The 23,927-nt window shown below is 54.2% G+C and carries 26 protein-coding genes; 12 read left to right on the forward strand and 14 right to left on the reverse strand.

Annotation, left to right across the window (positions count from 1 at the left end; translation table 11 throughout):
* Positions 1-137: 137 nt before the first annotated feature.
* A complete protein-coding gene (locus KGP22_RS09160) occupies positions 138-227 on the forward strand; it encodes a YnhF family membrane protein (RefSeq protein WP_008500596.1) in 90 nt (29 codons plus the stop codon).
* Positions 228-390: 163 nt separating this feature from the next.
* Entirely contained in the window at positions 391-1,557 is a 1,167-nt protein-coding gene (locus KGP22_RS09165) for an MFS transporter (protein WP_223581962.1), read from the forward strand.
* 38 nt (positions 1,558-1,595) lie between these two features.
* On the opposite strand, the gene sodB is transcribed toward KGP22_RS09165, so the two are convergent.
* Both sodB and KGP22_RS09175 read right to left on the reverse strand, forming a co-directional pair.
* Positions 1,596-2,177, reverse strand: coding sequence for a superoxide dismutase [Fe] (gene sodB, locus KGP22_RS09170; RefSeq protein ID WP_223581964.1), 582 nt, complete (start codon positions 2,175-2,177; stop codon positions 1,596-1,598).
* A 122-nt stretch (positions 2,178-2,299) separates the two neighbouring features.
* Positions 2,300-3,073 (reverse strand): C40 family peptidase, encoded by a 774-nt coding sequence (locus KGP22_RS09175; RefSeq protein WP_133294243.1) that lies wholly within the window; start codon positions 3,071-3,073, stop codon positions 2,300-2,302.
* Positions 3,074-3,411: 338 nt separating this feature from the next.
* On the opposite strand from KGP22_RS09175, the gene grxD reads away from it, so the two are divergent.
* Entirely contained in the window at positions 3,412-3,759 is a 348-nt protein-coding gene (gene grxD / locus KGP22_RS09180) for a monothiol glutaredoxin 4 (protein WP_003832760.1), read from the forward strand.
* 44 nt (positions 3,760-3,803) lie between these two features.
* On the opposite strand, the gene rnt is transcribed toward grxD, so the two are convergent.
* The 5 genes from rnt to eptA all read right to left on the reverse strand — a co-directional run bounded on the left by rnt (position 3,804) and on the right by eptA (position 8,477).
* On the reverse strand, positions 3,804-4,454 hold the full coding sequence (rnt, locus tag KGP22_RS09185) for a ribonuclease T (protein ID WP_061098432.1): 651 nt from the start codon (positions 4,452-4,454) through the stop codon (positions 3,804-3,806).
* A 96-nt stretch (positions 4,455-4,550) separates the two neighbouring features.
* The gene (gloA, locus tag KGP22_RS09190) at positions 4,551-4,958 is read right to left on the reverse strand and encodes a lactoylglutathione lyase (RefSeq protein WP_008500591.1); all 408 of its coding nucleotides are present in this window, start codon (positions 4,956-4,958) and stop codon (positions 4,551-4,553) included.
* A gap of 100 nt (positions 4,959-5,058) precedes the next feature.
* Entirely contained in the window at positions 5,059-6,156 is a 1,098-nt protein-coding gene (locus KGP22_RS09195) for an alkene reductase (RefSeq protein WP_115874861.1), read from the reverse strand.
* A gap of 54 nt (positions 6,157-6,210) precedes the next feature.
* A complete protein-coding gene (locus KGP22_RS09200; RefSeq protein WP_149366748.1) occupies positions 6,211-6,810 on the reverse strand; it encodes a TetR/AcrR family transcriptional regulator in 600 nt (199 codons plus the stop codon).
* Between the two features lie 41 nt (positions 6,811-6,851).
* Positions 6,852-8,477, reverse strand: a complete 1,626-nt coding sequence (eptA, locus tag KGP22_RS09205) for a phosphoethanolamine transferase EptA (RefSeq protein ID WP_149366749.1) — start codon at positions 8,475-8,477, stop codon at positions 6,852-6,854.
* A gap of 149 nt (positions 8,478-8,626) precedes the next feature.
* Here eptA and KGP22_RS09210 point away from each other — a divergent pair, with 149 nt between their 5' ends.
* The 3 genes from KGP22_RS09210 (at position 8,627) to sodC (ending at position 10,410) form a co-directional block, all read left to right on the forward strand.
* Positions 8,627-8,866, forward strand: coding sequence for a DUF1289 domain-containing protein (locus KGP22_RS09210; protein ID WP_008500587.1), 240 nt, complete (start codon positions 8,627-8,629; stop codon positions 8,864-8,866).
* A 48-nt stretch (positions 8,867-8,914) separates the two neighbouring features.
* A complete protein-coding gene (locus KGP22_RS09215) occupies positions 8,915-9,811 on the forward strand; it encodes an aldo/keto reductase family oxidoreductase (protein ID WP_223581966.1) in 897 nt (298 codons plus the stop codon).
* Between the two features lie 80 nt (positions 9,812-9,891).
* Positions 9,892-10,410, forward strand: coding sequence for a superoxide dismutase [Cu-Zn] SodC (sodC, locus tag KGP22_RS09220; RefSeq protein WP_223581968.1), 519 nt, complete (start codon positions 9,892-9,894; stop codon positions 10,408-10,410).
* Here sodC and KGP22_RS09225 read toward each other — a convergent pair.
* The 3 genes from KGP22_RS09225 to KGP22_RS09235 are packed head-to-tail and all read right to left on the reverse strand — an operon-like array spanning position 10,389 to position 13,521.
* Entirely contained in the window at positions 10,389-12,422 is a 2,034-nt protein-coding gene (locus tag KGP22_RS09225; RefSeq protein WP_149366751.1) for an FUSC family protein, read from the reverse strand. The genes sodC and KGP22_RS09225 overlap by 22 nt on opposite strands.
* Positions 12,422-13,282: an HlyD family secretion protein gene (locus tag KGP22_RS09230; RefSeq protein WP_223581970.1), complete on the reverse strand. Its 861-nt coding sequence runs from the start codon at positions 13,280-13,282 to the stop codon at positions 12,422-12,424. The genes KGP22_RS09225 and KGP22_RS09230 overlap by 1 nt, the downstream gene beginning before the upstream one ends.
* A 2-nt stretch (positions 13,283-13,284) precedes the next feature.
* On the reverse strand, positions 13,285-13,521 hold the full coding sequence (locus KGP22_RS09235; protein WP_111965660.1) for a DUF1656 domain-containing protein: 237 nt from the start codon (positions 13,519-13,521) through the stop codon (positions 13,285-13,287).
* Between the two features lie 186 nt (positions 13,522-13,707).
* Here KGP22_RS09235 and slyA point away from each other — a divergent pair, with 186 nt between their 5' ends.
* Complete coding sequence (gene slyA / locus KGP22_RS09240; protein WP_111965661.1) at positions 13,708-14,148, forward strand: transcriptional regulator SlyA; 441 nt, start codon at positions 13,708-13,710, stop codon at positions 14,146-14,148.
* Between the two features lie 34 nt (positions 14,149-14,182).
* Here the strand turns inward: slyA and KGP22_RS09245 are convergent, their stop codons facing one another.
* Both KGP22_RS09245 and slyB read right to left on the reverse strand, forming a co-directional pair.
* A complete protein-coding gene (locus KGP22_RS09245; RefSeq protein WP_223581972.1) occupies positions 14,183-15,544 on the reverse strand; it encodes a GGDEF domain-containing protein in 1,362 nt (453 codons plus the stop codon).
* A gap of 198 nt (positions 15,545-15,742) precedes the next feature.
* Positions 15,743-16,210 carry an outer membrane lipoprotein SlyB gene (slyB, locus tag KGP22_RS09250; RefSeq protein WP_047348789.1) on the reverse strand — a complete coding sequence of 156 codons (468 nt, stop codon included), beginning with the start codon at positions 16,208-16,210 and terminating at the stop codon, positions 15,743-15,745.
* Positions 16,211-16,464: 254 nt separating this feature from the next.
* Between slyB and anmK the strand changes: the two genes are divergently transcribed.
* The 5 genes from anmK to pdxY all read left to right on the forward strand — a co-directional run bounded on the left by anmK (position 16,465) and on the right by pdxY (position 21,048).
* On the forward strand, positions 16,465-17,589 hold the full coding sequence (gene anmK, locus KGP22_RS09255; RefSeq protein ID WP_223581974.1) for an anhydro-N-acetylmuramic acid kinase: 1,125 nt from the start codon (positions 16,465-16,467) through the stop codon (positions 17,587-17,589).
* A gap of 93 nt (positions 17,590-17,682) precedes the next feature.
* A complete protein-coding gene (gene mliC, locus KGP22_RS09260) occupies positions 17,683-18,006 on the forward strand; it encodes a C-type lysozyme inhibitor (protein WP_008500576.1) in 324 nt (107 codons plus the stop codon).
* A 57-nt stretch (positions 18,007-18,063) separates the two neighbouring features.
* Positions 18,064-18,720: a pyridoxamine 5'-phosphate oxidase gene (gene pdxH, locus KGP22_RS09265; RefSeq protein WP_111965664.1), complete on the forward strand. Its 657-nt coding sequence runs from the start codon at positions 18,064-18,066 to the stop codon at positions 18,718-18,720.
* Positions 18,721-18,846: 126 nt separating this feature from the next.
* A complete protein-coding gene (tyrS, locus tag KGP22_RS09270; protein ID WP_080327312.1) occupies positions 18,847-20,121 on the forward strand; it encodes a tyrosine--tRNA ligase in 1,275 nt (424 codons plus the stop codon).
* Between the two features lie 66 nt (positions 20,122-20,187).
* Positions 20,188-21,048, forward strand: a complete 861-nt coding sequence (gene pdxY / locus KGP22_RS09275; RefSeq protein WP_149366754.1) for a pyridoxal kinase PdxY — start codon at positions 20,188-20,190, stop codon at positions 21,046-21,048.
* An 87-nt stretch (positions 21,049-21,135) separates the two neighbouring features.
* Here the strand turns inward: pdxY and gstA are convergent, their stop codons facing one another.
* Both gstA and dtpA read right to left on the reverse strand, forming a co-directional pair.
* Entirely contained in the window at positions 21,136-21,741 is a 606-nt protein-coding gene (gene gstA / locus KGP22_RS09280; protein WP_223581976.1) for a glutathione transferase GstA, read from the reverse strand.
* Between the two features lie 105 nt (positions 21,742-21,846).
* Complete coding sequence (gene dtpA / locus KGP22_RS09285; RefSeq protein ID WP_223581978.1) at positions 21,847-23,355, reverse strand: dipeptide/tripeptide permease DtpA; 1,509 nt, start codon at positions 23,353-23,355, stop codon at positions 21,847-21,849.
* Positions 23,356-23,927: the final 572 nt, after the last annotated feature.

A 23,927-nucleotide genomic window follows, 5' to 3' on the forward strand; every position in this document is an offset into this window, starting at 1 on the left:
TGGAATTTTGTCCTATCTTGATGAAAAGGGGAAGAGGTAAAGTGGTTATCAGTATAAATCCAGGAAGATTTTTGACGTAATCTGTGCAAAAATGAGCAAGCTCACTTTTCGTGTGGGGATTAAAAGGAGAAAAATTGATGAGTTCCGATCTTAAGTTTTCGCTGTTCACCACCGTTGTTGTGCTGGCTCTGATTGTTGCGGCCGGTCTGACGGCTGCGCTGCACTGATTTACGCGGAGGGAGAGCCTACTCCCTCCCGACTCCCCGGATTGTTACTTCTCTGGCAAAAATCTTTTGCCATTTTGTTAACTTCTCATTTTTTGTGATTGATGTCATGCTTTCCGCTTCTTTGTTCTGTGTCACCACATGACACGGCATCCGGAGTTGACGCATGAAAATCAATTTTCCCCTGCTGGCCCTGGCGATTGGCGCTTTTGGGATTGGCACCACTGAATTCTCCCCGATGGGGTTACTGCCCGTCATCGCCCGCGGCGTGGACGTCTCGATCCCTGCGGCAGGCATGTTGATCAGCGCCTACGCTATCGGCGTGATGGTGGGAGCGCCGCTGATGACGCTTCTGCTTTCTCATCGCGCGCGCCGCAATGCGCTGATTTTCCTGATGGCGATTTTCACCCTCGGCAACGTGCTTTCGGCCATTTCGCCGGACTACACCACGCTGATGCTGTCGCGTATTCTGACAAGCCTCAACCACGGCGCGTTCTTTGGGCTGGGGTCGGTCGTGGCGGCAAGCGTGGTGCCAAAACACAAGCAGGCGAGCGCCGTGGCCACCATGTTTATGGGGCTGACCATCGCTAACATCGGCGGTGTTCCTGCGGCAACCTGGCTGGGAGAAGCGATCGGCTGGCGTATGTCTTTCCTGGCGACGGCCGGGCTGGGCGTGGTCGCGATGGTGGCATTGTTCTTCTCCCTGCCGAAAGGCAGCGCCGGAGAACGTCCGGAAGTGCGTAAGGAGCTGGCGGTGCTGATGCGCCCGCAGGTGCTTTCCGCGCTGCTTACCACCGTTCTCGGGGCAGGGGCGATGTTTACCCTCTATACCTATATTTCACCGGTACTGCATGACATTACCCACGCAACGCCTCTCTTTGTGACCGCGATGCTGGTGCTGATTGGCGTGGGCTTCTCGATCGGTAACTATCTCGGTGGGAAATTTGCCGACCGTTCCGTGAGCGGGACGCTGAAGGGCTTCTTAACTCTGCTGATTGTCATCATGATTGCCATTCCGTGGCTGGCGCGAAACGAGTTTGGCGCCGCGGTGGCGATGGTCGTCTGGGGTGCAGCAACGTTCGCCGTGGTGCCACCGCTGCAGATGCGCGTGATGCGTGTTGCGCATGAAGCGCCGGGCCTCTCATCCTCGGTCAATATCGGTGCCTTTAACCTGGGCAATGCGCTCGGTGCGGCGGCCGGTGGGGTCGTGATTTCAGGTGGTCTGGGATACAGCTTTGTGCCGGTGATGGGGGCAATCATTGCCGCGCTCGGCCTGCTGTTGGTGATGATGTCGGGGCGTAAACAGCCAGAAGCAGCCTGCGCTGCGGAATAAACCAAAAACGCAGAAGGGCGAACCCTTCTGCGTGTCTTTTACGCGGCGAAGTTCTTCGCCACAAAGTCCCAGTTAACCAATGCCCAGAAGTGTTCCAGGTAGTTCGGGCGCGCGTTACGGTAATCGATGTAGTAAGCGTGTTCCCATACGTCCACGGTCATCAGCGGCTTCGCGCTGGTGGTCAGCGGGGTGCCCGCGTTAGAGGTGGATACGATAGCCAGTTTGCCATCCGCCTCTTTAACCAGCCACGTCCAGCCTGAACCGAAGTTCTTGATGGCGGCATCGGTGAATTTCGCCTTGAAGTCCGCGAAGCTGCCAAATGCGGCGTTGATAGCGGTAGCCAGTTCACCGACAGGTTCACCGCCGGCATTCGGCGCCAGGCAGTACCAGTAGAAGGTGTGGTTCCACACCTGAGCTGCGTTGTTGAATACGCCACCCTCAGAGCTGCGGACGATCTCTTCCAGCGTTTTGCCTTCAAAATCGGTGCCCTTGATCAGGTTGTTCAGGTTGGTGACGTAAGTCTGGTGATGTTTGCCGTAGTGATATTCCAGGGTTTCCGCAGAAATGTGCGGGGCCAGGGCGTCTTTTGCATACGGTAGTGCAGGTAATTCGAACGACATTGCTTCTCTCCTTATTGTATTTTGTGTTGCCAATAACCACACAGACAACATGGACAGGATAGCAAATTGAAAGGGTATGCAAAAGAGGAACTTACCCTGCCACGGGTGTGGCAGGGCAGGGGTTAGCGAATGGTTTTCGGCGTCATCACGCGACGCGCGCCGACGTAGTGGCGTACCCAGTAGTCTTCACTGAGAGAGGTGATCTGAATATCCTGACCGCTACGTGGAGACTGGATGAATTTCCCGTTGCCGACATAGACGCCAACGTGGTCAGCCGTCCCGCGGCCCTGGGTGCGGAAGAACACCAGATCGCCATTTTCCAGCTCACCGCGGTCAACCGGTGAGGCATCGCGCAGGTGGTACATTTCGTTGGCGGTGCGCGGAATGCGGAACTTGACCAGATCTTTATAGGCGTAATAGACGAGGCCGCTGCAGTCAAAACCGGTACGCGGCGAAGTTCCACCCCAGTGATAAGGTTTGCCAATCTGCCCCATCAGCTTATTCATTGCGGTTTTTTGCGCTTTCTGTACGCGCACTTTATGCACTTCAGCAATTTTCGTGACCTTCGTGCATTTCGCCTTATGGCCTTTACGCGTGATGCATTTTTCAGTAACGAGGTTAGAGGCGGTTTGCGAAGCTTTACTTTTGGCAGAGTGGGCAGTGCGGGAAGGTTTTGTTTTTGTTTTGCTGGAAGCGGTCTGTTTCGTCTGAGCCGGTGTTTTTTTCTTGTCGTTCTTAGCGGTGGTTTTTTTCTTACGTTCTGTGGCTTTCACCAGATGGTTTTTTTGTACAGCAGAATGCCGCGCCTGCTGAGAGGCGTTTGCCACTGGCGTGAAAGTGAGTGAAGTAAACAGTAAAGCACAGAGCGTGATCGAGATTTTATTTATCCGCGCCACTGGGCAGTCCCCTGATAAATGCAGGTCATCAATAATACCCGCGTGTGATTTACAAAGCCCGTCGATTCTAATCTATAAAAAGCCAGAAAGTTAATAGCATTTTTCAATCTACAATCGTGTTTCGTTAGCAAGTGCAAAAAAATTCATCGTTCTGTCGCACATTTGCCCGCTCCCTAAGCAAAACCCTGAATGCGGCAGGGGTAAACACCATTTGCAATGCAACTTTTCGTGACTCGGGGTAGAATGTATAAACGTGACAAAAATGTTATTTTCCGATGCCAGTCTGAACCGCTACAATGTCAGACGAATGCCGTAACAGAAGTTAAAGGAAGCAAGACATGAGCACCACTATTGAAAAAATCCAGCGCCAGATCGCTGAAAACCCGATTCTGCTGTATATGAAAGGTTCTCCGAAGCTGCCAAGCTGCGGCTTCTCCGCACAAGCGGTTCAGGCGCTGTCAGCCTGTGGTGAGCGTTTTGCTTACGTTGATATCCTGCAGAATCCGGACATCCGCGCTGAGCTGCCTAAGTACGCTAACTGGCCGACTTTCCCACAGCTGTGGGTTGACGGCGAACTGGTTGGCGGCTGCGATATCCTGATTGAAATGTATCAGCGCGGCGAACTGCAGCAGCTGATCAAAGAGACGGCGGCGAAGTATAAAACGGAAGAGCCGGACGCAGAGTAATTTTCTGCGCAAATAAAAAAGCGACCAGATAAGGTCGCTTTTTTTTATTCTTCGCTGTCACCCATCGGCAGCGGCCAGCCGCCAAGACGCTTCCAGCGGTTGACGATCTCACAGAACAGCTCTGCGGTGCGCTCCGTATCGTATAGAGCGGAGTGCGCCTGCGTTCCGTCGAACGGAATGCCAGCCGTAATGCAGGCTTTAGATAACACCGTTTGTCCCAGCGCCAGGCCGCTCAATGCGGCGGTGTCGAAGGTGACAAAAGGGTGGAAGGGGTTGCGTTTGAGCGACGCGCGCTCCGCGGCAGCCATGGTAAAGCTGTGATCGAAGGTGGCGTTATGGGCCACCATAATGGCGCGGCTGCAGTTGCTCTCTTTCATGCCTTTACGCACCATTTTAAAAATGGCGTGCAGCGCATCATATTCACTGACGGCACCGCGCAGCGGGTTATGCGGATCGATACCGTTAAACGCCAGCGCTTCCGGCTGTAAGTTTGCCCCTTCGAAAGGTTCAACGTGGAAATGCAGCGTGGTGTCCGGTGTAAGCCAGCCCTGTTCATCCATCTTCAGCGTGATGGCGGCAATTTCGAGCAGCGCATCGGTTTTAGCGTTAAATCCGGCTGTTTCTACATCAATGACAACGGGATAAAAACCACGAAAACGGTCGCACAGACCGCTAAATTGAGCGTTATCGGACATCAGGGTCTCTTACATGGGGGAAAAAGCAGAGCGCATTATGGCAAATTTTGCGGGGTGATGCAGTAAAACTACGGGCGCACGTTGCGCCCTGAGGGATCAGTTGCCCAGACCGCGACCGGCGTCTTTGGCTTCAATCAGCTCGATTTTGTAACCGTCCGGATCTTCCACAAACGCAATCACGGTGGTGCCGCCTTTTACCGGGCCCGCTTCGCGCGTGACGTTACCGCCATTTTTGCGAATGCGTTCGCACGCATCGGCCGCGTTATCCACTTCCAGTGCGATATGGCCGTAGGCCGTGCCCAGCTCATAGCTGTCAACGCCCCAGTTGTAGGTAAGCTCTATCACCGCTTCATCCGTTTCCGGGCCGTAACCCACGAACGCCAGCGAGTATTTGTATTCCGGGTTTTCGCTGGTGCGCAGCAGCTTCATGCCCAGGACGTTAGTGTAGAAATCGATAGAACGTTGCAGGTCGCCAACGCGCAGCATGGTGTGAAGTAGGCGCATAATTTCCTCATTAACCAATGGAATAAAAAAGCTTTTTGATCAGGAACGATGTTTTAGTATAGCGGCGAACTGTCGCCGCTATCAATGAACAATGGCGAGATTACAGTGAAGGGTAGTCGGTGTAGCCTTCCGCGCCGCCGCCGTAGAAGCTTTCCGGACGCTGCGGGTTGAGCGCTGCTTTTTTCTGCAGACGAGCAACCAGATCCGGGTTGGCGATGTAGTCACGGCCAAACGCGACGGCATCAATCAGCCCTTTATTAATCAGATCTTCGGCTTTCTCCGGCGTATACGCCCCTGCACCGATGATCACCCCGTGGAAACGTTCGCGCACTTTCTGACGGAAAGCCTCAGTGTATGGCTTGCCGCCGGCCCAGTCCGGCTCGGACATGTGCAGATAAGCGATGCCACGTTTAGCCAGTTCTTCGATCAGGTACAGTGCATCGGCTTCTTCGTTCGGACCGTTGTCGACGTTCTGGAAAGAACCGATTGGGGAAACGCGGATCCCGATACGATCCGGGCTCCACTCCTGACATACGGCATCAACCACTTCCAGTACCAGGCGAGCGCGATTTTCGACGCTGCCGCCGTACTGGTCGGTGCGATGGTTAGACGACGGTGACAGGAACTGGTGCAGCAGGTAGCCGTGCGCGGAGTGCAGCTCAATCAGGTCAAAACCGGCTTCACGAGCGTTGGCCACTGCCTGGCGGAAGTCGTTAACGATACCCGGGATTTCATCCAGCTCCAGGGCACGTGGCATAGAGGTATCCACGCGGATCGCATTACCGTTTTCATCACGCAGGGAAGTGCGGGTATTTGCACTGAGGGCCGAAGCGGAGACCGGAGCCTGGCCGCCAGGCTGAATGCTGCTGTGAGAGATACGACCGGTATGCCACAGCTGGACCGCAATGCGACCCTCTTCAGCGTGAACGCCTGCGGTAATTTTCTGCCATGCGGCGATCTGTTCCGGGCTGTGAAGGCCCGGCGCGCCCGCATAACCCTTCGCTTGAGCAGAAATCTGTGTGGCTTCCGTAATGATCAGGCCAGAGCTTGCGCGCTGACGATAGTATTCGCCCATCAGGGGGGTGGGGATGTCACCCGGCTCAATGCTGCGCAGACGGGTCAGCGGAGCCATAAACACGCGGTTTGGCGCCGTGACGGCACCCACTTTCAATGGGGTAAACAGTTTTTCAGCTGACATAAAGACTCCTGAGTAGACCAGTCGACTAGTAACAAAGTAAATAAAAAGCGCCCGTTATACGCCTGGCGCAGTAATACTGTTTCTCACATGTGCCAGCGCGCTTTCCAGCGGCAGGGCACTGCGCGAAATTTTTGCCTGCAGGTTGGCTCCTAACCAGAGGGAGTAGAGCACCTGAGACTGCATTAAGGGGTCGCCGGAAAAGGCCAGCGTTTTTTCTTCGCGGCCTTTTTCCAGCGCCTGGGCCAGCAGGGCGATTACGCCGCGGGCACCCTTATCCATCGCCGAGCGCATATCTTCGGAAAGATCGCACACTTCGGCAGACAGTTTGACCGTCAGGCATCCGCTGATAATGCCCTGCTGACAGAACTGGTTCAGCGTTTCCTGATAGTAATTCAGAACACGATCCCGATAGTTTCCCTCACCCGACGCAAAGTGGGTCGCCAGACGCTGGTGGTAGCCAGCATAATGACGCTCCAGCATCGCCACGCCAAAGGCCTCTTTGGACCGGAAGTAGTGATAAAACGACCCCTTCGGTACCTCAGCGGTTTTTAATAACTCGCTCAGCCCCATACCGGTAAACCCGCGATGCATGCAAAGCTGCTCGCCGGTTGCCAGTAGATGTTCGCGGGTATCGTGTTCAGTATTTCTGCTCATGGCCGCACTCTAATAGACCGTTCGGTCTAATGCAAGCGAGTTTACTGCCGACATGCACTCAGTATATCCAGCTGCGGTTGATAAACCGTTGATTTCACGTCCATCATACCCAATACGGTTGAGAATAAATTGTCCTGGGAAACCGCATTTTTTGCTGCCTGGTCACGCAAACACTGTCCGTTGATGCCAAAGTTTTTTGCATAATCCGGTGACAGCCAGAACATAAACGGAATATGCGTTTGCTGCTCCGGCGCCAGCATGTACGGCGTACCATGCAGATAAATGCCGCTTTCACCCAGTGATTCACCGTGATCCGAAAGGTAAATCAGCGCGGTGTTCATGCTTGCCTGTCGCGCTTTCAGCGCATCAATGGTTTTGCTGACCATGCTGTCGGTATAGAGGATAGTGTTGTCATAGGTGTTTACCAGCGCCTGATGGTCGCAATCCTGAATTTCATTGGTGTCGCAGGTTGGGGTGAATTTCCGGAAATTGTCCGGGTAACGGCGATAGTACGCCGGTCCATGACTCCCCATCAGGTGGATAACCAGCACCGTATCTTGCTTCACGCCATCCAGCACGTTGTCCAGACGGTAGAAGTTCACGTCGTCAATACAGGATTTATCTTTGCAGAACTGATCCAGATTCCACTGCGTCATATCGGTATGGGGGATGCGATCGCAGGCACCTTTACACCCGCCGTCGTTGTCGCGCCACAGCAGATTGATTCCCGCATGCTTCAGCACATCGAGCAGACCTTCCTGATGGTGCGCAAGGTCGGCATCGTACTTGCTGCGCGTCATGCCGGAGAACATGCACGGAACGGAAACCGCGGTTTCAGTGCCGCATGAGGAGGCCTGCGGGAAGTTAATCACATCCTGCTTTTTTAGCTCCGGGTTGGTTTCACGATCGTAACCGTTCAGGGAGTAGTTTGCCGCGCGAGACGCTTCGCCGACGACAAGCACCAGAACGGTTTTCTTTTGTTGACCGGAAATCAGTGGCCCTTTATGGGCATCTTCGCCAATCCGCACAAGCGTCTGATCGCCGGCAAACCAGCGCATCTTGCTGTACTTCACCACGGCGCTGACATAGTTCGCCGGAGTGACCATTTTGACGATGCTTTTGTTATTGCGGAAAAGCGACGCGTAATCTTTATAAAACAGCGCGGCCACCAGGATAATCACCAGCAGAGCGCCGAGCATCGCGGCAACCCGCGTCAGCAGGGCATACCACCATTTCCCGGTACGAATGCGGGTAAGAGCCAGCACCACCGAGGGAATGAGGCCTGCGATAACAATCCACAGAATCATCTGCGGGGTCACCAGGGCGGTCGCTTCCTGAGAGTTGGTTTCGAAGACGTTCACAATCATATTCTGATCGATCACCGCACCGTAGGTGTACATAAAATACGTCGCAGCGGCGCAACCGATGGTTAAAACAATCAGCAGCGGTTTACGGATATACGGGATATTAAGCAGGCTAAAAACAATCACCCAGCCGCAAAACAGCACCAGCGGTACGGAGGCGGCAAAGAGGAAGTCGTGCAGATGGACTGGGCCGATAATGGCCCAGCTGCGCTGGATAAACAGCCCGTTGATTAGCGTAAAGAAGAGAGCACAACCCAGAGTAAATTTAATGTCGTTACAGTGTAACTTTTTGATTGACCACATCGATCGGTAAACCTGTTATTGTCATGATGGGCCGAGTATAGAGAGGGAAGATTAGTGAAACCTTAATGCCACAAATCTGTGATATAGGCCTTGCACGTGGCGCGTTTAGCGTCTTCACTGTAGGTGAGAGTGGCTATCTGGAGGTGAGAGTGGCAGAGCAGCTGGAGTTTTTCCCCATCCAGAGCCCGTGCCGGGGTATTTGTCAGGTTGATGAACGCGGATATTGCCGTGGATGCATGCGTACCCGTGACGAGCGTTTCAACTGGCAAAACTTTAGCGACACGCAAAAGCAGGAGGTACTACGCCTCTGTCGACAGCGCCTTCTGCGCAAAATACGCGCAAACAAAGCGGGTGAGACCGAAGAACCCCAGCAACCTTCACTTTTTTAACACGGTAATTGCGTATACTCATGACATCACGTCCTTGAGGAAAATGTTATGGTTCAGCGAATTACCCTTGCCCCCCAGGGGCCAGAATTCTCCCGTTTTGTGATGGGCTACTGGCGCCTGATGGACTGGAATATGTCTCCGCTCCAGCTGGCGAGCTTTATTGAAGAGCACCTCGATTTAGGCATCTCCACGGTCGATCATGCTGATATTTACGGTGGCTACCAGTGCGAGGCCGCGTTCGGCGAGGCGCTTAAGCTGGTTCCGGCACTGCGCGATCGCATGGAAATTGTCACGAAGTGTGGGATTGCCACCACGGCAAAACCTGAACACGCCCTCGGTCATTACATCACCGACAGCGCGCATATCATCAAGAGCGCCGAGCAGTCGCTGGTCAATCTGGCGACCGATCGTATCGACCTGCTGTTAATCCACCGCCCCGACCCGCTGATGGATGCTGACGAGGTGGCCGAAGCTTTCCTGAACCTGCATCAGAATGGGAAAGTGCGTCATTTCGGCGTTTCTAACTTTACCCCGGCGCAGTTTGCGCTTCTTCAGTCTCGTCTGCCGTTTACCCTGGCCACAAACCAGGTTGAGATCTCCCCGGTTCACCAGCCGCTGCTGCTGGATGGTACCCTCGATCAGCTACAACAGCTGCGCATTCGCCCGATGGCCTGGTCCTGCCTGGGGGGCGGACGCCTGTTTAATGATGATGAATTCCAGCCGCTGCGCAACGAGCTTGAGACGATCGCCCGCGAACTGAACGCGGAAAGCATCGAACAGGTGGTTTACGCGTGGATCCTGCGCCTGCCGTCAAAACCGCTGCCCATTATCGGTTCCGGCAAAATAGAACGCGTGCGTTCTGCACTGGCCGCTGAAGAGCTGCAGATGACCCGCCAGCAGTGGTTCCGCGTCCGCAAAGCCGCTCTGGGTTACGACGTGCCATAAACCGCCAGAAGGTGACTTTCCGGTGAAATCTTTGCCCCTGGTATACACTTAAGGGGCAAAAAATAACCCGCGGAGGTCATATGAAGCGTTTTGCTCTGGCACTGATCACGCTGGTTGTTTGCGCAGGGGCGCAGGCAGCCAGCGACGAAGTGGAAATGAATCTCGTCACCCCACAAGGAGTGGGTCAGTCCATCGGAACGGTGAAAATCACGGAAACCGATAAAGGACTGGAGTTTGCTCCCAGCCTCAAAGCACTCCCGCCCGGTGAGCATGGTTTCCATGTTCATGCCAAAGGCAGCTGTCAGCCCGCTTTAAAAGAAGGTAAACCGTCGGCGGCGGAAGCGGCAGGGGGGCACCTCGATCCCCAGCATTCCGGTAAGCATGAAGGCCCGGATGGAATGGGGCATTTAGGCGATCTGCCCGTGCTTGTGGTCAATAACGACGGTAAAGCTACCGAACCCGTCGTCGCGCCGCGTCTGAAAAAGCTGGATGAGGTGAAAGGCAGAGCGCTGATGATCCATGTCGGTGGCGACAATATGTCCGATCAGCCTAAACCGCTTGGCGGCGGAGGGGCACGCTATGCGTGCGGCGTGATCTGATCCCCAATCGTTCCCGGTGGCGGTGCCTGTTCCAGCTGCGATAGCGAGCAGTGCAGGCGCCAGATTATCGAGGCTAAATCACGGGCTGCGGGCAGATGATGCTGTGCAAGCGTATCGCAGATCCGCTGCAGTTCATTCAGCATGGTTTCCAGCGGTCGCTGCTGGACACCGCTCTCGTTCATCACATCGCGCAGCAGGGATATGCAAACATCACGAACCTGCGACAGCGGGTCGGAACGTGTTTCCCACCCGCGAAGCTGCCAGACCACGTGCGAGCAGTTCAACAGCACTACGCCCCAGCGCAGCAGCCAGCGCCGGGAAAGTGCGTCCTGGCTGCTGTTCAGCTGGCTGACGTGATGATAAACCAGCGATTCATATTCGTTTTCACTCATGTGTGGTTTACGGCTGAGCTGGTCGACAAACCCTCTGCGTAACTCCCGGATATGCCTGCGGCTCTTGCGTGCATCGGAGCCGGGACGTAACACCGCGAAAGCCAGCCACGCCAGCCCCACGCCAAGGATCTTCGCCAGGTTGTCATTGAGAAAGTCTGCGTAATCATAAACCGGCGGATTCGTTACGGAGATAAACGAGCCCATAAAGACAATCAGCTGTCCCCAAAGGCCCGCCAGCTTTGGCATCTGCAGCTTCAGAAGCTGCATGGTGGTCAACAGGGGAAACAGGAACAGCAGGAACTGCCAAAGATCGCTTATCTGCACCATCAGGCCAAATTTCACCACGAAGCTGAAGAGCGATAGCAGCACCAGCGTGCGCAACAGGAGAGTAAGTGAGTTGAACGGCGAGGCCGCGACGGAGTAAAGCACGCAGCTGATGGCGGCAAGCGTCAGGGCCGCCGTACCGGACTCCCACTGCGTGGTAATGCTCCATGCTCCCACCAGCATCAGCGCGCAGAAGGTGCGAAAACCGCTCCACAACGCTTCAAGATAGTCGGTATGGCGTGCAAGTGCCGGGCTGCCGGGGACGTTGAACTCCGTCAATGGGGTTGCATTCTCGACGGCCATAATCCAGCGACTGCTGCGCAGGTACAGACGGCAGAAGTAATTCAGGCGCTGCCAGAAGGCGCGATGGCGGTAGTCGTACTCATCAACCGGGGCGAGCGGGGCGATGATCTTCGCAACGGTGTAGATGTCCGCATCCGGGCGCGAAAGTGCCGCGAGCAGCGTTTCGATGACGGCACGGGTATTTTCAGGCGGCGTCGGCCAGTTGAGCAGCATCCTGCGCAGGCTGGAGATGGCGCTGGTCATACGCAACTGCTGATGCAGCAAATAGTTAAGCAGGGTGTTCTGGCGGCGAAAGCGGTAGTGACTCCAGAACGCCTGAATACGCAACAGATTCATCGTCAGAATCTGTCCGATAACCTTTTCATGCGCGAGGCGGATATCGTCGCTGTTATCCGGTTGCCACAGCAGGCTCGCGTGTTCCAGTAGCCGGGTGTGCATGGTTTTTAGCGCAGTGATAAGCGTTGTGCCGTCGGATGTGCTGGGGAGGATCATCATCATGAAGCCGCCGCTAAGGATCCCGACAATCACTTCACAGACGCGCGCCTGGGCGATATTCCACAGTTCGGTGGTGTCGAGCACGTTAACTACCGGAAAGGCGATAATGGCGGCGGTATAGCCCGCCAGCTGAAAAGCGTAGGCGACGTTATTGGTAAAATGGGCGCAGGCCCAGGTACAGCCCCCCAGCCATGCCGCCATACTGAGCAGGAACAGCCACGGATCGTTCAGCGTATGCCCGGCGATAATTAACGCTGCGGTGGCGCCCAGCAGGCTGCCTGCGATACGGCCAAGGCTTTTACTGATCACCCCGCCTACCGTTGGGAAACTAACCACCGCCGCAGACGTCATCGCCCAGTAGGGCTCATCCAGGTTCAGGTAATAGGCAACGGTCAGCGCCAGACACATGGCAATGCCGTTACGTAGGGCGTAGCGCCACTGTGGACGCGTCGCTTTCATCCACGGCGTGTTTTGCCAGGCGATCCCCTGCAGCTTCATTAACGGGTTCCGATGGAGACTGTGCAGGTGGTGCCAGACACCAGCGTAATGTCTCGCGGTAAATGGTCAAACTCCACGCGAACCGGAACGCGCTGGGCCAGACGTACCCACGGTACGTTTGGCTTAATGTCCGGCACAAGACCTGAATCCGTTTCAACGCTTTGATCGTAAATGGCTCGGCCAACGCTGGATACATGACCCTGTAACCTCTGAGAGCCGCTGTAAAGCGTTATAGCGGCTGGCGAGCCCTCGCGAATATGCCGAAGCTTAGTCTCTTCGAAATAGCCCACAACGTAGAAGGAGTGACTGTCGACAAGGGCGAATATTGGTTGTCCCGTGGTGGCATAATTCCCCACGCGGGCGGAGAGGTTGGTCACCCATCCATCGACAGGTGCTGTAATCACAGTTTGGGTCAGCTGCCACTGCGCCTGCTTCAGCGTCGCCTCCGCCACGTTGACGTTAGCCTGCATCGCCTTAACGTTGATATTGGCGGTATCTAAATCTTCCGCTGAAATGTAGTTTTGCGACAGATGGCGGCGGCGATTGGCCTCGTTGTTGGCCTTTGCCAGATCCGACTGGGCTTTTGCCAGCTGGGCCTGGGCGTTCAGAATCGCAATGTGGTATGGGGTATCGTCGATACGGAATAAAACGTCCCCCTTTTTAACAAACTGATTATCCTTAACCAACAGCGTCGTGATACTTCCCGACACCTGAGGAGTAATGCTGACCTGTTCAGCGCGAACTTTGCCGTCACGCGTCCAGGGCGACTGCATATAAAAATTCCACATCCACCACCCCGCAACCAGCGCGAGGGCAAGGACAAACAGGGTGGAAAAGTACTTTAGCGTTTTCAGGGACATATTCACCACACAGTCAAAACGGCAAGGCCCAGGCACACGGAAAGGGCAAACAGGGAAAGATCCATCAACATGGGATGCCAGATTTCACCGGAGTACATCCAGTCGCGAAGCAGACGATGCGCGATGAGCCAGAGCAGAAAACCCACCAGAACGGCCTTAAACAGCGGAGGAAAATAGACTGACGCACCGAAGATCAGGTCCTGAAGGGGCAACCCCTCTGAGCGATGAAAAAACGTCACGGGCAGAAATCCTTTGCAGTGAACAGAATGCCGCGTTGGCTTGTCTTAGTATGATGAAGCATCACAATTCAGTGTAAGTCATACTTTTAAGTTCGATGAATGCAGTATTGCATTTGTTTTGGCAATACAAATGCTGCACACTATTCTAAAATCAGTATAATAACTTAGCAAGCTAATTATAAGGAGATGAAATTGGAATCGCCATTAGGTTCTGATCTGGCAAGGTTGGTACGCGTCTGGCGTGCTCTGATTGACCATCGCCTGAAACCTCTGGAACTCACACAGACGCATTGGGTCACGCTGCACAACATCCATCAGCTGCCGCCCGATCAGTCGCAAATTCAGCTGGCAAAAGCGATAGGGATTGAGCAACCGTCGCTGGTGCGTACGCTCGACCAGCTGGAAGAGAAGGGGTTGATCTCGCGGCAAACCTGCGCCAGCGATCGCCGTGCCAAGCGGATTAAACTCACCGAGAAAGCGGCGCCTATCATCACGGAAATGGAAGCCGTGATCACCAGGACGCGCGGTGAAATCCTGTCAGGCGTTTCACCCGCGGAGCTGGAGATGCTCATCAGCCTCATTGCTCGCCTTGAGCAAAACATCCATGAGCTGCATTCTCGCGACTAATAAACACGAAGGCCTTGCAGCAGCAAGGCCTTTTTTACTTAAATACGACCACACGATTACGTCCCGTCTCCTTCGCTTCATACATCGCTTTGTCTGCATTTTCCACGCACGTTTCTGCGGCTATCGCGGGTGACGTCGCCGTATACACCCCCATGCTGATAGTGACTGGCTCCGGTAGTTGACCGCCGCTGCTGGTGTTATCGAAGCTGCTCAGATTTAACCGTATGCGCTCCGCTACCTGGTGCGCTGCTTCTGAAGATGTGTTGGCCAGCATCAGAACAAACTCCTCACCACCGATACGGGCCGCGATGTCCTGCGGGCGTACGGAATCCATCAGCAGGTTAGCGACAAACTGCAGGACTTTGTCGCCCTGAAGATGCCCGTAGGTGTCGTTGATGCGCTTGAAGCGATCGAGATCGCTTACGATGACGGAAACAGGCCGGCTGGGTTTGGCGATATCCAGCGCCTGCTTCAATGTTTCATAAAAATAGCTGCGGTTATAAAGGCGCGTGAGCGGGTCGCGAATTGAGTTCTGGTAGGACTGCTGATACTTGACGTGCGAGTCGCGATACAGCCTGAAAACATCGTAGAGCAGAACAAAAATGATCAGCAGCGTGGCGACAGTTTCAAATAAGCGGGCGCGATACCAGGAGACATCTTCGACATTTCCACCCGCTAACAGCATTGTAAGCGTGACGATATAGCAGACGCACAGAAAATTACCACCCACCCAGAATAAATTGCGTATGCGCGTAATAAACATCAGCGTTCCTAATGTCACCACCCAGAGTGCAATTAATGCAATATTAATGAAGTGGCTCCAGAGAACCATAAATTCACGGGTTTCATTATCCACCAGATCAATGGATAAAAAGGAAGAGTGACTGGAATACATCCAGGCCAACCCTACTGCAAAGACGGTAAAGAGAAACTCGCCGCCCACAATAAGGATATGCGCCAGCCGTGAAAGGGGACAATTGCGCGTGGTATAGAGTATTGCCGAAACGATTATTAGCACCGCCATTAAAAGATGGCGGAACATATAGAAGATCATCGCATCGTTATAGTTCACAGCGTTGAACTGATAGAGGTCCAGCCAGGCGGGAAAGCAGGACAACGTCCCGACCATCAGCGATGCCGACCCGGCAAAGGCAAAAGCGATCGCTACCAGATACAACCGTTTTCGGTCGCACCAGTATTTCATTGCCATAAAGAAGGCAATAAACAGGTTAAACACCAGCAAAAAAATGGTGAGCGTAGGGAACAAATGAGACGAGAAGCTAGGTACCCATTCGGCAATTTTTGAAAACAGGGCGTGCAATATGCCAATGACAACAATACAACCCAGACAGAACGAGGTATAACGACCCTTTACAGAACGATGATTCGAAAACATATACGTTTTTAATGGCTTTATAATGAATTAGGGTGAGGTAATTGCGAGAGTTTATTCAATTAGCCTGAGAAATACTTTGCGCAAAAACAATATATGATGTGGTTAAAAATTGGTGGGATGAATCTATTTTGTAAATATATTTGTGGGAGTGATATATATTGTAAATGGATGTGGTCCGATGACCACATCCATTTTTAATTAACGTGGAGAAACGGTCACCTGGCTTCCGTTGCTTGCCAGAACGACGCGCTGGCCTGCAGAGAAGCGAGTGTTGCCTTGTTTCTGGACAACCATGATAGTGCTGCCATCGTCTTTACGAATTTCCAGCTCTACGCCCTGAGTTTTGTTCATCGCGCCCTGTACGCCCTGGCCTGCTACACCACCTGCAACGGCGCCTGCGGCCGTCGCCAGCGAGCGGCCAGTGCCACCGCCGACGGTATTACCCAGGAAACCACCCAGGACGGCACCACCGATTGCGCCCATCACGTTGTTTTCATCACCACCCTGGATCTGTACAGGGCGTGCGTTAACAACGGTACCGTAAGTTACGTTCTGAACCTGTTTCGCTTCAGAAGCGCTGTAAACGTCGCCAGAGAGTGAACTGTCATTCACACAGCCAGCCAGAGTTAAACCAATCAGCGAAACGCCCAGTACACGTAAAATCATTTGAATCTCCTGTTCACCAAAAACGCCCGATTGGGGCATCCGTTATGGCTAAATTATATGGCATAAGGGGCCATAGTTCATATCTTTGCACTAACAATAAGAAAATTGTACTTGAATTTGACTTAACGAGAGATAAACAGGAGCCGCCCGAGTTAGGCGTCTGACATTGTTAAAAAATATTATCACCCGATGGCAATGCTGCGCCGTTTATGGTTGAGTGGGTATCCTTAGCCCACGCAACGTAAGGAAAGCGCATGAAATCGGGTCGCTACATTGGTGTGATGTCAGGCACCAGTCTGGATGGGGTAGATGTCGTTCTGGCCGCTATTGACGAAAACATGGTGGCACAGCAGGCGAGCCTGACCTGGCCAATCCCCATTTCACTGAAAGAGGATATTCTGAGTATTTGTCAGGGGCAGCAGCTGACCCTCTCCCAGCTAGGACAGCTTGATGTGCGCCTGGGGGCGCTGTTTGCGGATGCGGTTTTGGCATTAATGCAGAAGGAACATCTTCGCCCGCAGGATGTGGTGGCCATCGGGTGTCATGGACAAACGGTCTGGCATGAGCCCGGAGGAGATGCCCCGCATACGCTGCAAATCGGTGATAACAACCAGATTGTGGCGAAGACGGGCGTGACGGTGGTTGGCGATTTCCGTCGTCGCGATATCGCCCTTGGCGGACAGGGCGCGCCGCTGGTACCTGCGTTCCATCAGGCGCTACTGGCACACCCTTCAGAACGTCGTATGGTGCTCAACATTGGTGGGATCGCCAATCTGTCAATGCTGATCCCGGGACAGCCGGTGCGTGGCTACGATACCGGCCCGGGCAATATGCTGATGGACGCCTGGATCTGGCGTCAGTGCGGTCAACCGTATGATAAAAACGCGGAGTGGGCGAGCGAGGGTAAGGTAATTATCCCGCTGCTGCAGTCCATGCTGAGCGACCCTTATTTTGCCTTACCGGCACCGAAAAGTACGGGGCGTGAATACTTCAACTTTGGCTGGCTTGAGCGCCAGCTGGCGTCATTCCCGGCGCTTGCACCGCAGGATGTCCAGGCGACGCTTGCCGAGCTCACGGCCGTGTCGATTTCCGAACAGGTGCTCCTCAGCGGCGGATGCGACCGCCTGCTGGTGTGCGGCGGGGGAAGCCGTAACCCGCTGGTGATGGCGCGTCTTGCGGGGCTACTGCCGGGTACCGAAGTGTCTACGACCGATGAGGCTGGCATCAGCGGGGATGACATGGAGGCGTTGGCCTTCGCCTGGCTTGCCTGGCGCACCATTGCCGGGCTGCCGGGCAATTTGCCGTCGGTAACCGGCGCTCGCGAGGCGAGCGTTCTTGGGGCGATTTTCCCGGCAAATCCGCGCCATAATCAGAGTTAACTGAAATTCAACGCGGTGCGTCGCCGTTAGAATGGAACGAAACAGGAGGGCGGCCATGCCCTCCAGGACCAGGAAAGTCTTCGGAATACGCCCATGAAAAAACTTCTTCTTATTGCCGCTCCTTTGCTGCTGTCAGGATGCAGCGTCTACAACCAGCTCGTTGAGCGCATGCAGACCGATACGCTGGAGTATCGCTGCGACGAAAAACCGCTGACCGTGAAGCTGAACAATCCGCGCCAGGAAGCCAGTTTTGTTTACGACAATAAATTGCTGACGCTGAAGCAGGGCATTTCGGCCTCGGGCGCCCGCTACACCGACGGTATCTATGTCTTCTGGTCGAAAGGCGACAGCGCCACGGTCTACAAACGCGACCGTATTGTGCTGAACAATTGCCAGCTCGAAAATCCGAAGCGTTGAGATTTTTACAGGGGCGGCGCACAATAGCGCCACCCACTCTCAATGTCAGCTAACGCCATGTCAGATAACGACGAACTGCAGCAAATTGCGCATCTGCGCCGTGAATACACCAAAGGCGGCCTGCGTCGCCAGGATCTTCCCGCTGAACCCCTCGTGCTTTTTGAACGCTGGCTGAAACAGGCCTGCGAAGCGAAACTTGCCGACCCCACGGCCATGGTTGTCGCGACGGTGGATGAAAACGGTCAACCCTATCAGCGCATCGTATTGCTCAAGCATTATGACGAGAAAGGGCTGGTGTTCTATACCAACCTTGGCAGCCGCAAAGCGCACCATCTGGAAAACAATCCGCGTATCAGCCTGCTGTTCCCGTGGCACATGCTGGAACGTCAGGTCATGGTGACCGGCAAAGCGGAACGTCTTTCGACGCTGGAAGTAGTGAAGTATTTCCACAGCCGCCCGCGTGACAGCCAGATTGGCGCCTGGGTATCAAAACAGTCGAGCCGCATTTCTGCCCGCGGCGTGCTGGAAAGTAAATTCCTGGAGCTGAAGCAGAAGTTCCAGCAGGGTGAAATCCCGCTGCCGAGCTTCTGGGGTGGTTTCCGCATCCCGATAGATCAGATTGAGTTCTGGCAGGGGGGCGAACATCGCCTGCACGACCGCTTTTTATACCAGCGCGAGAATGGCGGCTGGAAAATCGACAGACTGGCACCGTAATCCCCGAAATTTGTTGATTTAAGCGCTAGCGCACGCCGCGCTTGCGCTTTATTCTATGGGTCCTTTCGCATCAGGCGAAAAGTCGTGTACCGGCAAAGGTGCAGTCGTTTATACATGGAGAATTTGATGGCAAGCAGTAACTTGATTAAACAATTGCAAGAGCGGGGCCTCGTGGCCCAGGTGACGGACGAGGAAGCGTTAGCAGAGCGACTGGCGCAAGGCCCGATCGCGCTCTATTGCGGCTTCGATCCCACCGCTGACAGCTTGCATTTGGGGCATCTTGTTCCATTGTTATGCCTGAAACGCTTCCAGATGGCGGGCCATAAGCCTGTTGCCCTGGTGGGCGGCGCTACCGGTCTGATTGGTGACCCAAGCTTTAAAGCCGCTGAGCGTAAACTGAACACCGAAGATACCGTGCAAGAGTGGGTGGATAAGATCCGCAAACAGGTTGCGCCGTTCCTCGACTTCAACTGTGGCGATAACGCCGCGATTGCCGCGAACAACTACGACTGGTTTGGCAGCATGAACGTGCTGACCTTCCTGCGTGACATCGGCAAGCACTTCTCTGTTAACCAGATGATTAACAAAGAGGCCGTGAAGCAGCGTCTTAACCGTGACGACCAGGGTATCTCCTTTACCGAGTTCTCCTACAACCTGCTGCAGGGGTATGACTTTGCCTGCCTGAACAAACTGCACGGCGTTTCCCTGCAGATTGGTGGTTCTGACCAGTGGGGCAACATCACCTCCGGTATCGATCTGACCCGTCGCCTGCACCAGAACCAGGTGTTTGGTCTGACCGTTCCGCTGATTACCAAAGCAGACGGCACCAAATTTGGTAAGACTGAGGGCGGCGCGGTATGGCTTGATCCGAAGAAAACCAGTCCGTACAAATTCTACCAGTTCTGGATCAACACGGCGGATGCCGATGTTTATCGCTTCCTGAAGTTCTTCACCTTCATGGATATCGCAGAGATCAACGCGCTGGAAGAAGAAGACAAGAACAGCGGTAAAGCGCCACGCGCGCAGTACGTGCTGGCGGATGAAGTGACCAAACTGGTTCACGGTGAAGAAGGTCTGGCCGCGGCAAAACGCATTACCGCTAGCCTGTTTAACGGCACCCTGAGCGATCTGAGTGAAGCGGACTTCGAACAGCTGGCGCAGGACGGCGTGCCAATGGTTGAAATGGAGAAAGGGGCTGACCTGATGCAGGCGCTGGTGGACTCTGAACTGCAGCCTTCCCGCGGTCAGGCGCGTAAAACCATCGCGTCTAACGCGATCACCATTAACGGTGAGAAACAGGCCGACCCGGAATACACCTTCGTTGACGGCGATCGTCTGTATGGCCGCTACACGCTGCTGCGTCGTGGCAAGAAAAACTACTGCCTTGTCTGCTGGAAGTAATTAACAGTCTCCAGGGGCGTGGGAAACCACGCCCCTTTTGTTTTTTCAGGGTTTGGTAAGAAAATAATGAAGAACATCCTCGCCATTCAGTCCCACGTCGTTTTTGGACATGCTGGCAATAGCGCAGCGGAATTCCCTATGCGTCGCCTCGGCGCCAACGTCTGGCCCCTCAATACCGTCCAGTTTTCCAATCACACGCAGTACGGCAAATGGACCGGCTGCGTGATGCCGCCTTCGCACCTTACCGAGGTTGTGCAGGGCATTGCCGATATCGACCAGCTCAAGCGCTGTGATGCCGTACTGAGCGGTTATCTTGGCTCAGCGGAGCAGGGGGAGCATATCCTCGGCATCGTACGCCAGGTGAAAGCCGCAAATCCGTCGGCAAAATACTTCTGCGACCCGGTTATGGGGCATCCGGAAAAAGGCTGCATCGTGGCGCCAGGCGTTGCGGAGTTCCACGTCCGCCACGCTCTGCCCGCTAGCGATATCATTGCGCCAAACCTGGTGGAACTGGAGATCCTCTGCGAGCATCCGGTTAACAGCGTAGAAGAGGCAGTAACTGCATCTCGCGAGCTGATCGCGCAGGGGCCTGAGGTTGTGCTGGTAAAACATCTCGCACGCGCAGGGCTAAGTCAGGATCGCTTTGAGATGCTGCTGGTGACGAAAGATGATGCCTGGCACATCAGCCGTCCGCTGGTGGATTTTGGCCTGCGCCAGCCGGTGGGCGTGGGGGATGTGACCAGCGGCCTGCTGCTGGTGAAATTGCTTCAGGGTGCAACGCTGCGCGATGCGCTGGAGCATGTGACTGCGGCAGTGTACGAAATTATGATGGCGACGAAAGAGATGCAGGAATATGAACTGCAGGTGGTCGCGGCACAGGATCGTATCGCGAAGCCGGAGCACTATTTCAGCGCCACAAGGCTTTAAAAGATGCCGGGTGGCGCTGCGCGTGGGGGACTGTGGATTTTGTAGGCCGGGTAAGCACAGCGCCACCCGGCAACACAGGCCGCTCGGTTAGTTCAACCCTTCCGCTTTCAGCGCCGCAGCCACCGCAGGACGCTCTGACACGCGTTTCATATACGATGCAATGTGGTCTAACCCTTCCAGATTCAGCTTAACCGCACGAGCCCAGCGCAGCACGGTGAACAGATACGCATCGGCAATCGTGAAGCGCGACCCGCCAATCCACTGTTCGTCTTTCAGCGATTCGTTAACGTACTGCAGCTTTTTCTCCAGCAGGGCGCGCAGGGTAGGCTTAAACTCTTCCGGCGTATCCGGGCGGAACAGGGGGGTAAAGCCTTTGTGCAGCTCGGTGGCAATGTAGTTCAGCCACTCCAGCGTTTTATAGCGAGAAATGGTACTGACCGGTGCCAGCAGCTGGCGATCGGGCACGCTATCGGCCAGGAACTGCATAATCGCCACGCCTTCGGTCAGCAGAGTACCGTCATCCAGCAGGAGCGCCGGAACTTGTCCTTTCGGGTTAATGGCAAGAAAGTCATCGCCATTTTCCAGGCGCTTTTTCATCAGATCAACGCCATCCAGCGTGAAATCTTTGCCGCTCTCGCGCAGGGTGATATGGGAAGCAAGAGAGCACGCGCCCGGTTTGTAGAACAGTTTCATCGGTAACTCCTTTTTGCTGAGGTTTCAGCTATGTTAGTGCGCGAACGGGCAAAAAAAAAGCCGCTAATGCATTAGCGGCTTCTGTTCAGTCGTTTCTCAATAATCTTACGCAGTAGCGGTTTTGGTCGCTTCAGCCGTCTTGTCGTCGTCCTGAGTCATACGATTCAGTTTCGGCGCGGTCAGCAGCATCAGCGCCGCAATCACCGCTGTCGCAATACCAATCTGCATGAATACGGTACCGTAGACGTTCAGGGAGACCAGTGGGTCAGTGACGTTTTCAGGCACAGCCATCAGGTTCGCAATTTTACCCGCAATGATTGCCGCACCGGCAGTGGTCAGGAACCAGCTACCCATAATGAAGCCCATCAGACGCTGTGGCACCAGCTGTGCAACCATCGCCAGGCCCAGACCGGAGATCATCAGTTCGCCGATAGACTGCAGCGCGTAGCTCAGGATCAGCCAGTTAACGGAGACGATGCCTGCGTCAGTGGCAAACTTGGTACCCAGCGGCAGCACCAGGAAAGCGCCGGAACACAGTACCATACCGATTGCGAACTTGTGCGGCATTGGCAGACGGTCACCCATCTTGTTATAGATAGCGGCCAGAATCGGGCTACCAATCATGATCCAGAACGGGTTCAGCGCCTGATACTGCTCCGGCTCGAACGCGATGCCCAGAATAGAGTGCTCAACGTTACGAATGGCGAAGAAGTTCAGAGAGGTTGGCATCTGGCTGTACAGCACGAAGAAGATAATCGCTTCCAGCATCAGAATGAACGCCACAATCATCTTGCGGCGGGCAGCACCCTGCATGGCGAACGCTTCTTTCGCAAAGATAACCACGATACCCAGCGCAACCACGCCCAGAACGGCGCGAGCAATACCCTGGTTGTGCAGTAGCCAGGTGGCGATTGCCGCGAGGACAACAACGCCCACGATAGTCGCCAGCAGTTTGCCCATGTGTACAGGCTCGAAGTCAGGTTTTGAACCGTAGTCTTTGACCCAGCTGCGGCAGAACAGGAAGTTCACAACGGTGATCAGCATACCCACGAAGCTCAGCGCAAACGCCACGCTCCAGCCGAATTGCGCGGCGAGCCATGGGGTTGCCAGCATCGAGAAGAATGAACCGATGTTGATGGACATGTAGTACATGGTAAATGCACCGTCCAGACGCGGGTCATCTTTGCTGTAGCAGGTAGAAAGCAGGGAAGACGGGTTCGCTTTGAACAGACCGTTACCCACGGCGATCGTCGCCATGCCCATATACACGACAGCGGCATCGTGCCCTGACCATGCAACCAGACCATAGCCAATTGCCAGTACAATAGCGCCCAGCATAATGACGCGCTTAGTACCCAGAACTTTATCACCCAGCCAGCCGCCGATAGCAACCAGACCATAGACAAGGGCACTGAAGGAGGAGAACAGCGTGATGGAATCAGCTTCAGACATACCCAGCTGTTTGACCAGGTAAACCGCCATGATCCCTTGCAGGCCGTAATAACCAAAACGCTCCCATAACTCGATAGAGAAGATGAGATAGAACGCTTTAGGCTGTTTAAAAGCGTTAAGACTCACGCTTTCATCTGTTGGTTTATTGTTTGCAGTAGACACATATACCTCTTTTTTTACATCCCATATTAACGGGGGTGTTCATAGCGTGATGGCCGTAGTCCATACGCCTTATAGTTATATTGGGAGGAGAAACGGCGGGTAATGTTCACTATCCTGCCCCATCTGGCAATACGTTTGCAATAATCTGTTACATATATCTGAAGTGGTATAATCGTCGGTTCATGCAAATGTTATTCAGCGTTAAATTTTATACGATGTATAAAGGTAGTTTTTTCGACTGGCAAAGCCCCGTCAGGACCGGTGTTTGGCGATATGTTCTGCTATTTACTGCTTCTGGCAGTGATATAGCCCATATTCTGAAAAATAGCTGGTCTTATCGTCGGCCAAAAAAGAAGAGTGTCTTGTCAGATAAAGGGTTTAGGCTGATTTTGACAACAAAAATACAACATGAAGTTATCAGGGTGATCGCGATCACAGATGTATAGAAATTTTTGGCTATGAAAAAACTATTAACCTGTTTGAGCGTTAAACATCCGAAGAAGTGACAGGTGAGGGTAAACGAAAGGCGGACAAATAGCGGGCAAAAGAAGAGCTTCTGGTAGCCCTTCTTT

This window comes from Enterobacter sp. JBIWA005, assembly GCF_019968805.1.
GTDB lineage: Bacteria > Pseudomonadota > Gammaproteobacteria > Enterobacterales > Enterobacteriaceae > Enterobacter > Enterobacter vonholyi.

Bases quoted from the DNA above. Each gene is read 5' to 3' on its own strand.
- KGP22_RS09160 (WP_008500596.1), top strand. From the start codon at position 138: ATGAGTTCCGATCTTAAGTTTTCGCTGTTCACCACCGTTGTTGTGCTG.
- KGP22_RS09165 (WP_223581962.1), top strand. From the start codon at position 391: ATGAAAATCAATTTTCCCCTGCTGGCCCTGGCGATTGGCGCTTTTGGG.
- sodB (WP_223581964.1), bottom strand. From the start codon at position 2,177: ATGTCGTTCGAATTACCTGCACTACCGTATGCAAAAGACGCCCTGGCC.
- grxD (WP_003832760.1), top strand. From the start codon at position 3,412: ATGAGCACCACTATTGAAAAAATCCAGCGCCAGATCGCTGAAAACCCG.
- rnt (WP_061098432.1), bottom strand. From the start codon at position 4,454: ATGTCCGATAACGCTCAATTTAGCGGTCTGTGCGACCGTTTTCGTGGT.
- gloA (WP_008500591.1), bottom strand. From the start codon at position 4,958: ATGCGCCTACTTCACACCATGCTGCGCGTTGGCGACCTGCAACGTTCT.
- KGP22_RS09195 (WP_115874861.1), bottom strand. From the start codon at position 6,156: ATGTCAGCTGAAAAACTGTTTACCCCATTGAAAGTGGGTGCCGTCACG.
- KGP22_RS09200 (WP_149366748.1), bottom strand. From the start codon at position 6,810: ATGAGCAGAAATACTGAACACGATACCCGCGAACATCTACTGGCAACC.
- eptA (WP_149366749.1), bottom strand. From the start codon at position 8,477: ATGTGGTCAATCAAAAAGTTACACTGTAACGACATTAAATTTACTCTG.
- KGP22_RS09215 (WP_223581966.1), top strand. From the start codon at position 8,915: ATGGTTCAGCGAATTACCCTTGCCCCCCAGGGGCCAGAATTCTCCCGT.
- sodC (WP_223581968.1), top strand. From the start codon at position 9,892: ATGAAGCGTTTTGCTCTGGCACTGATCACGCTGGTTGTTTGCGCAGGG.
- KGP22_RS09225 (WP_149366751.1), bottom strand. From the start codon at position 12,422: ATGAAGCTGCAGGGGATCGCCTGGCAAAACACGCCGTGGATGAAAGCG.
- KGP22_RS09230 (WP_223581970.1), bottom strand. From the start codon at position 13,282: ATGTCCCTGAAAACGCTAAAGTACTTTTCCACCCTGTTTGTCCTTGCC.
- slyA (WP_111965661.1), top strand. From the start codon at position 13,708: ATGAAATTGGAATCGCCATTAGGTTCTGATCTGGCAAGGTTGGTACGC.
- KGP22_RS09245 (WP_223581972.1), bottom strand. From the start codon at position 15,544: ATGTTTTCGAATCATCGTTCTGTAAAGGGTCGTTATACCTCGTTCTGT.
- slyB (WP_047348789.1), bottom strand. From the start codon at position 16,210: ATGATTTTACGTGTACTGGGCGTTTCGCTGATTGGTTTAACTCTGGCT.
- anmK (WP_223581974.1), top strand. From the start codon at position 16,465: ATGAAATCGGGTCGCTACATTGGTGTGATGTCAGGCACCAGTCTGGAT.
- mliC (WP_008500576.1), top strand. From the start codon at position 17,683: ATGAAAAAACTTCTTCTTATTGCCGCTCCTTTGCTGCTGTCAGGATGC.
- pdxH (WP_111965664.1), top strand. From the start codon at position 18,064: ATGTCAGATAACGACGAACTGCAGCAAATTGCGCATCTGCGCCGTGAA.
- tyrS (WP_080327312.1), top strand. From the start codon at position 18,847: ATGGCAAGCAGTAACTTGATTAAACAATTGCAAGAGCGGGGCCTCGTG.
- pdxY (WP_149366754.1), top strand. From the start codon at position 20,188: ATGAAGAACATCCTCGCCATTCAGTCCCACGTCGTTTTTGGACATGCT.
- gstA (WP_223581976.1), bottom strand. From the start codon at position 21,741: ATGAAACTGTTCTACAAACCGGGCGCGTGCTCTCTTGCTTCCCATATC.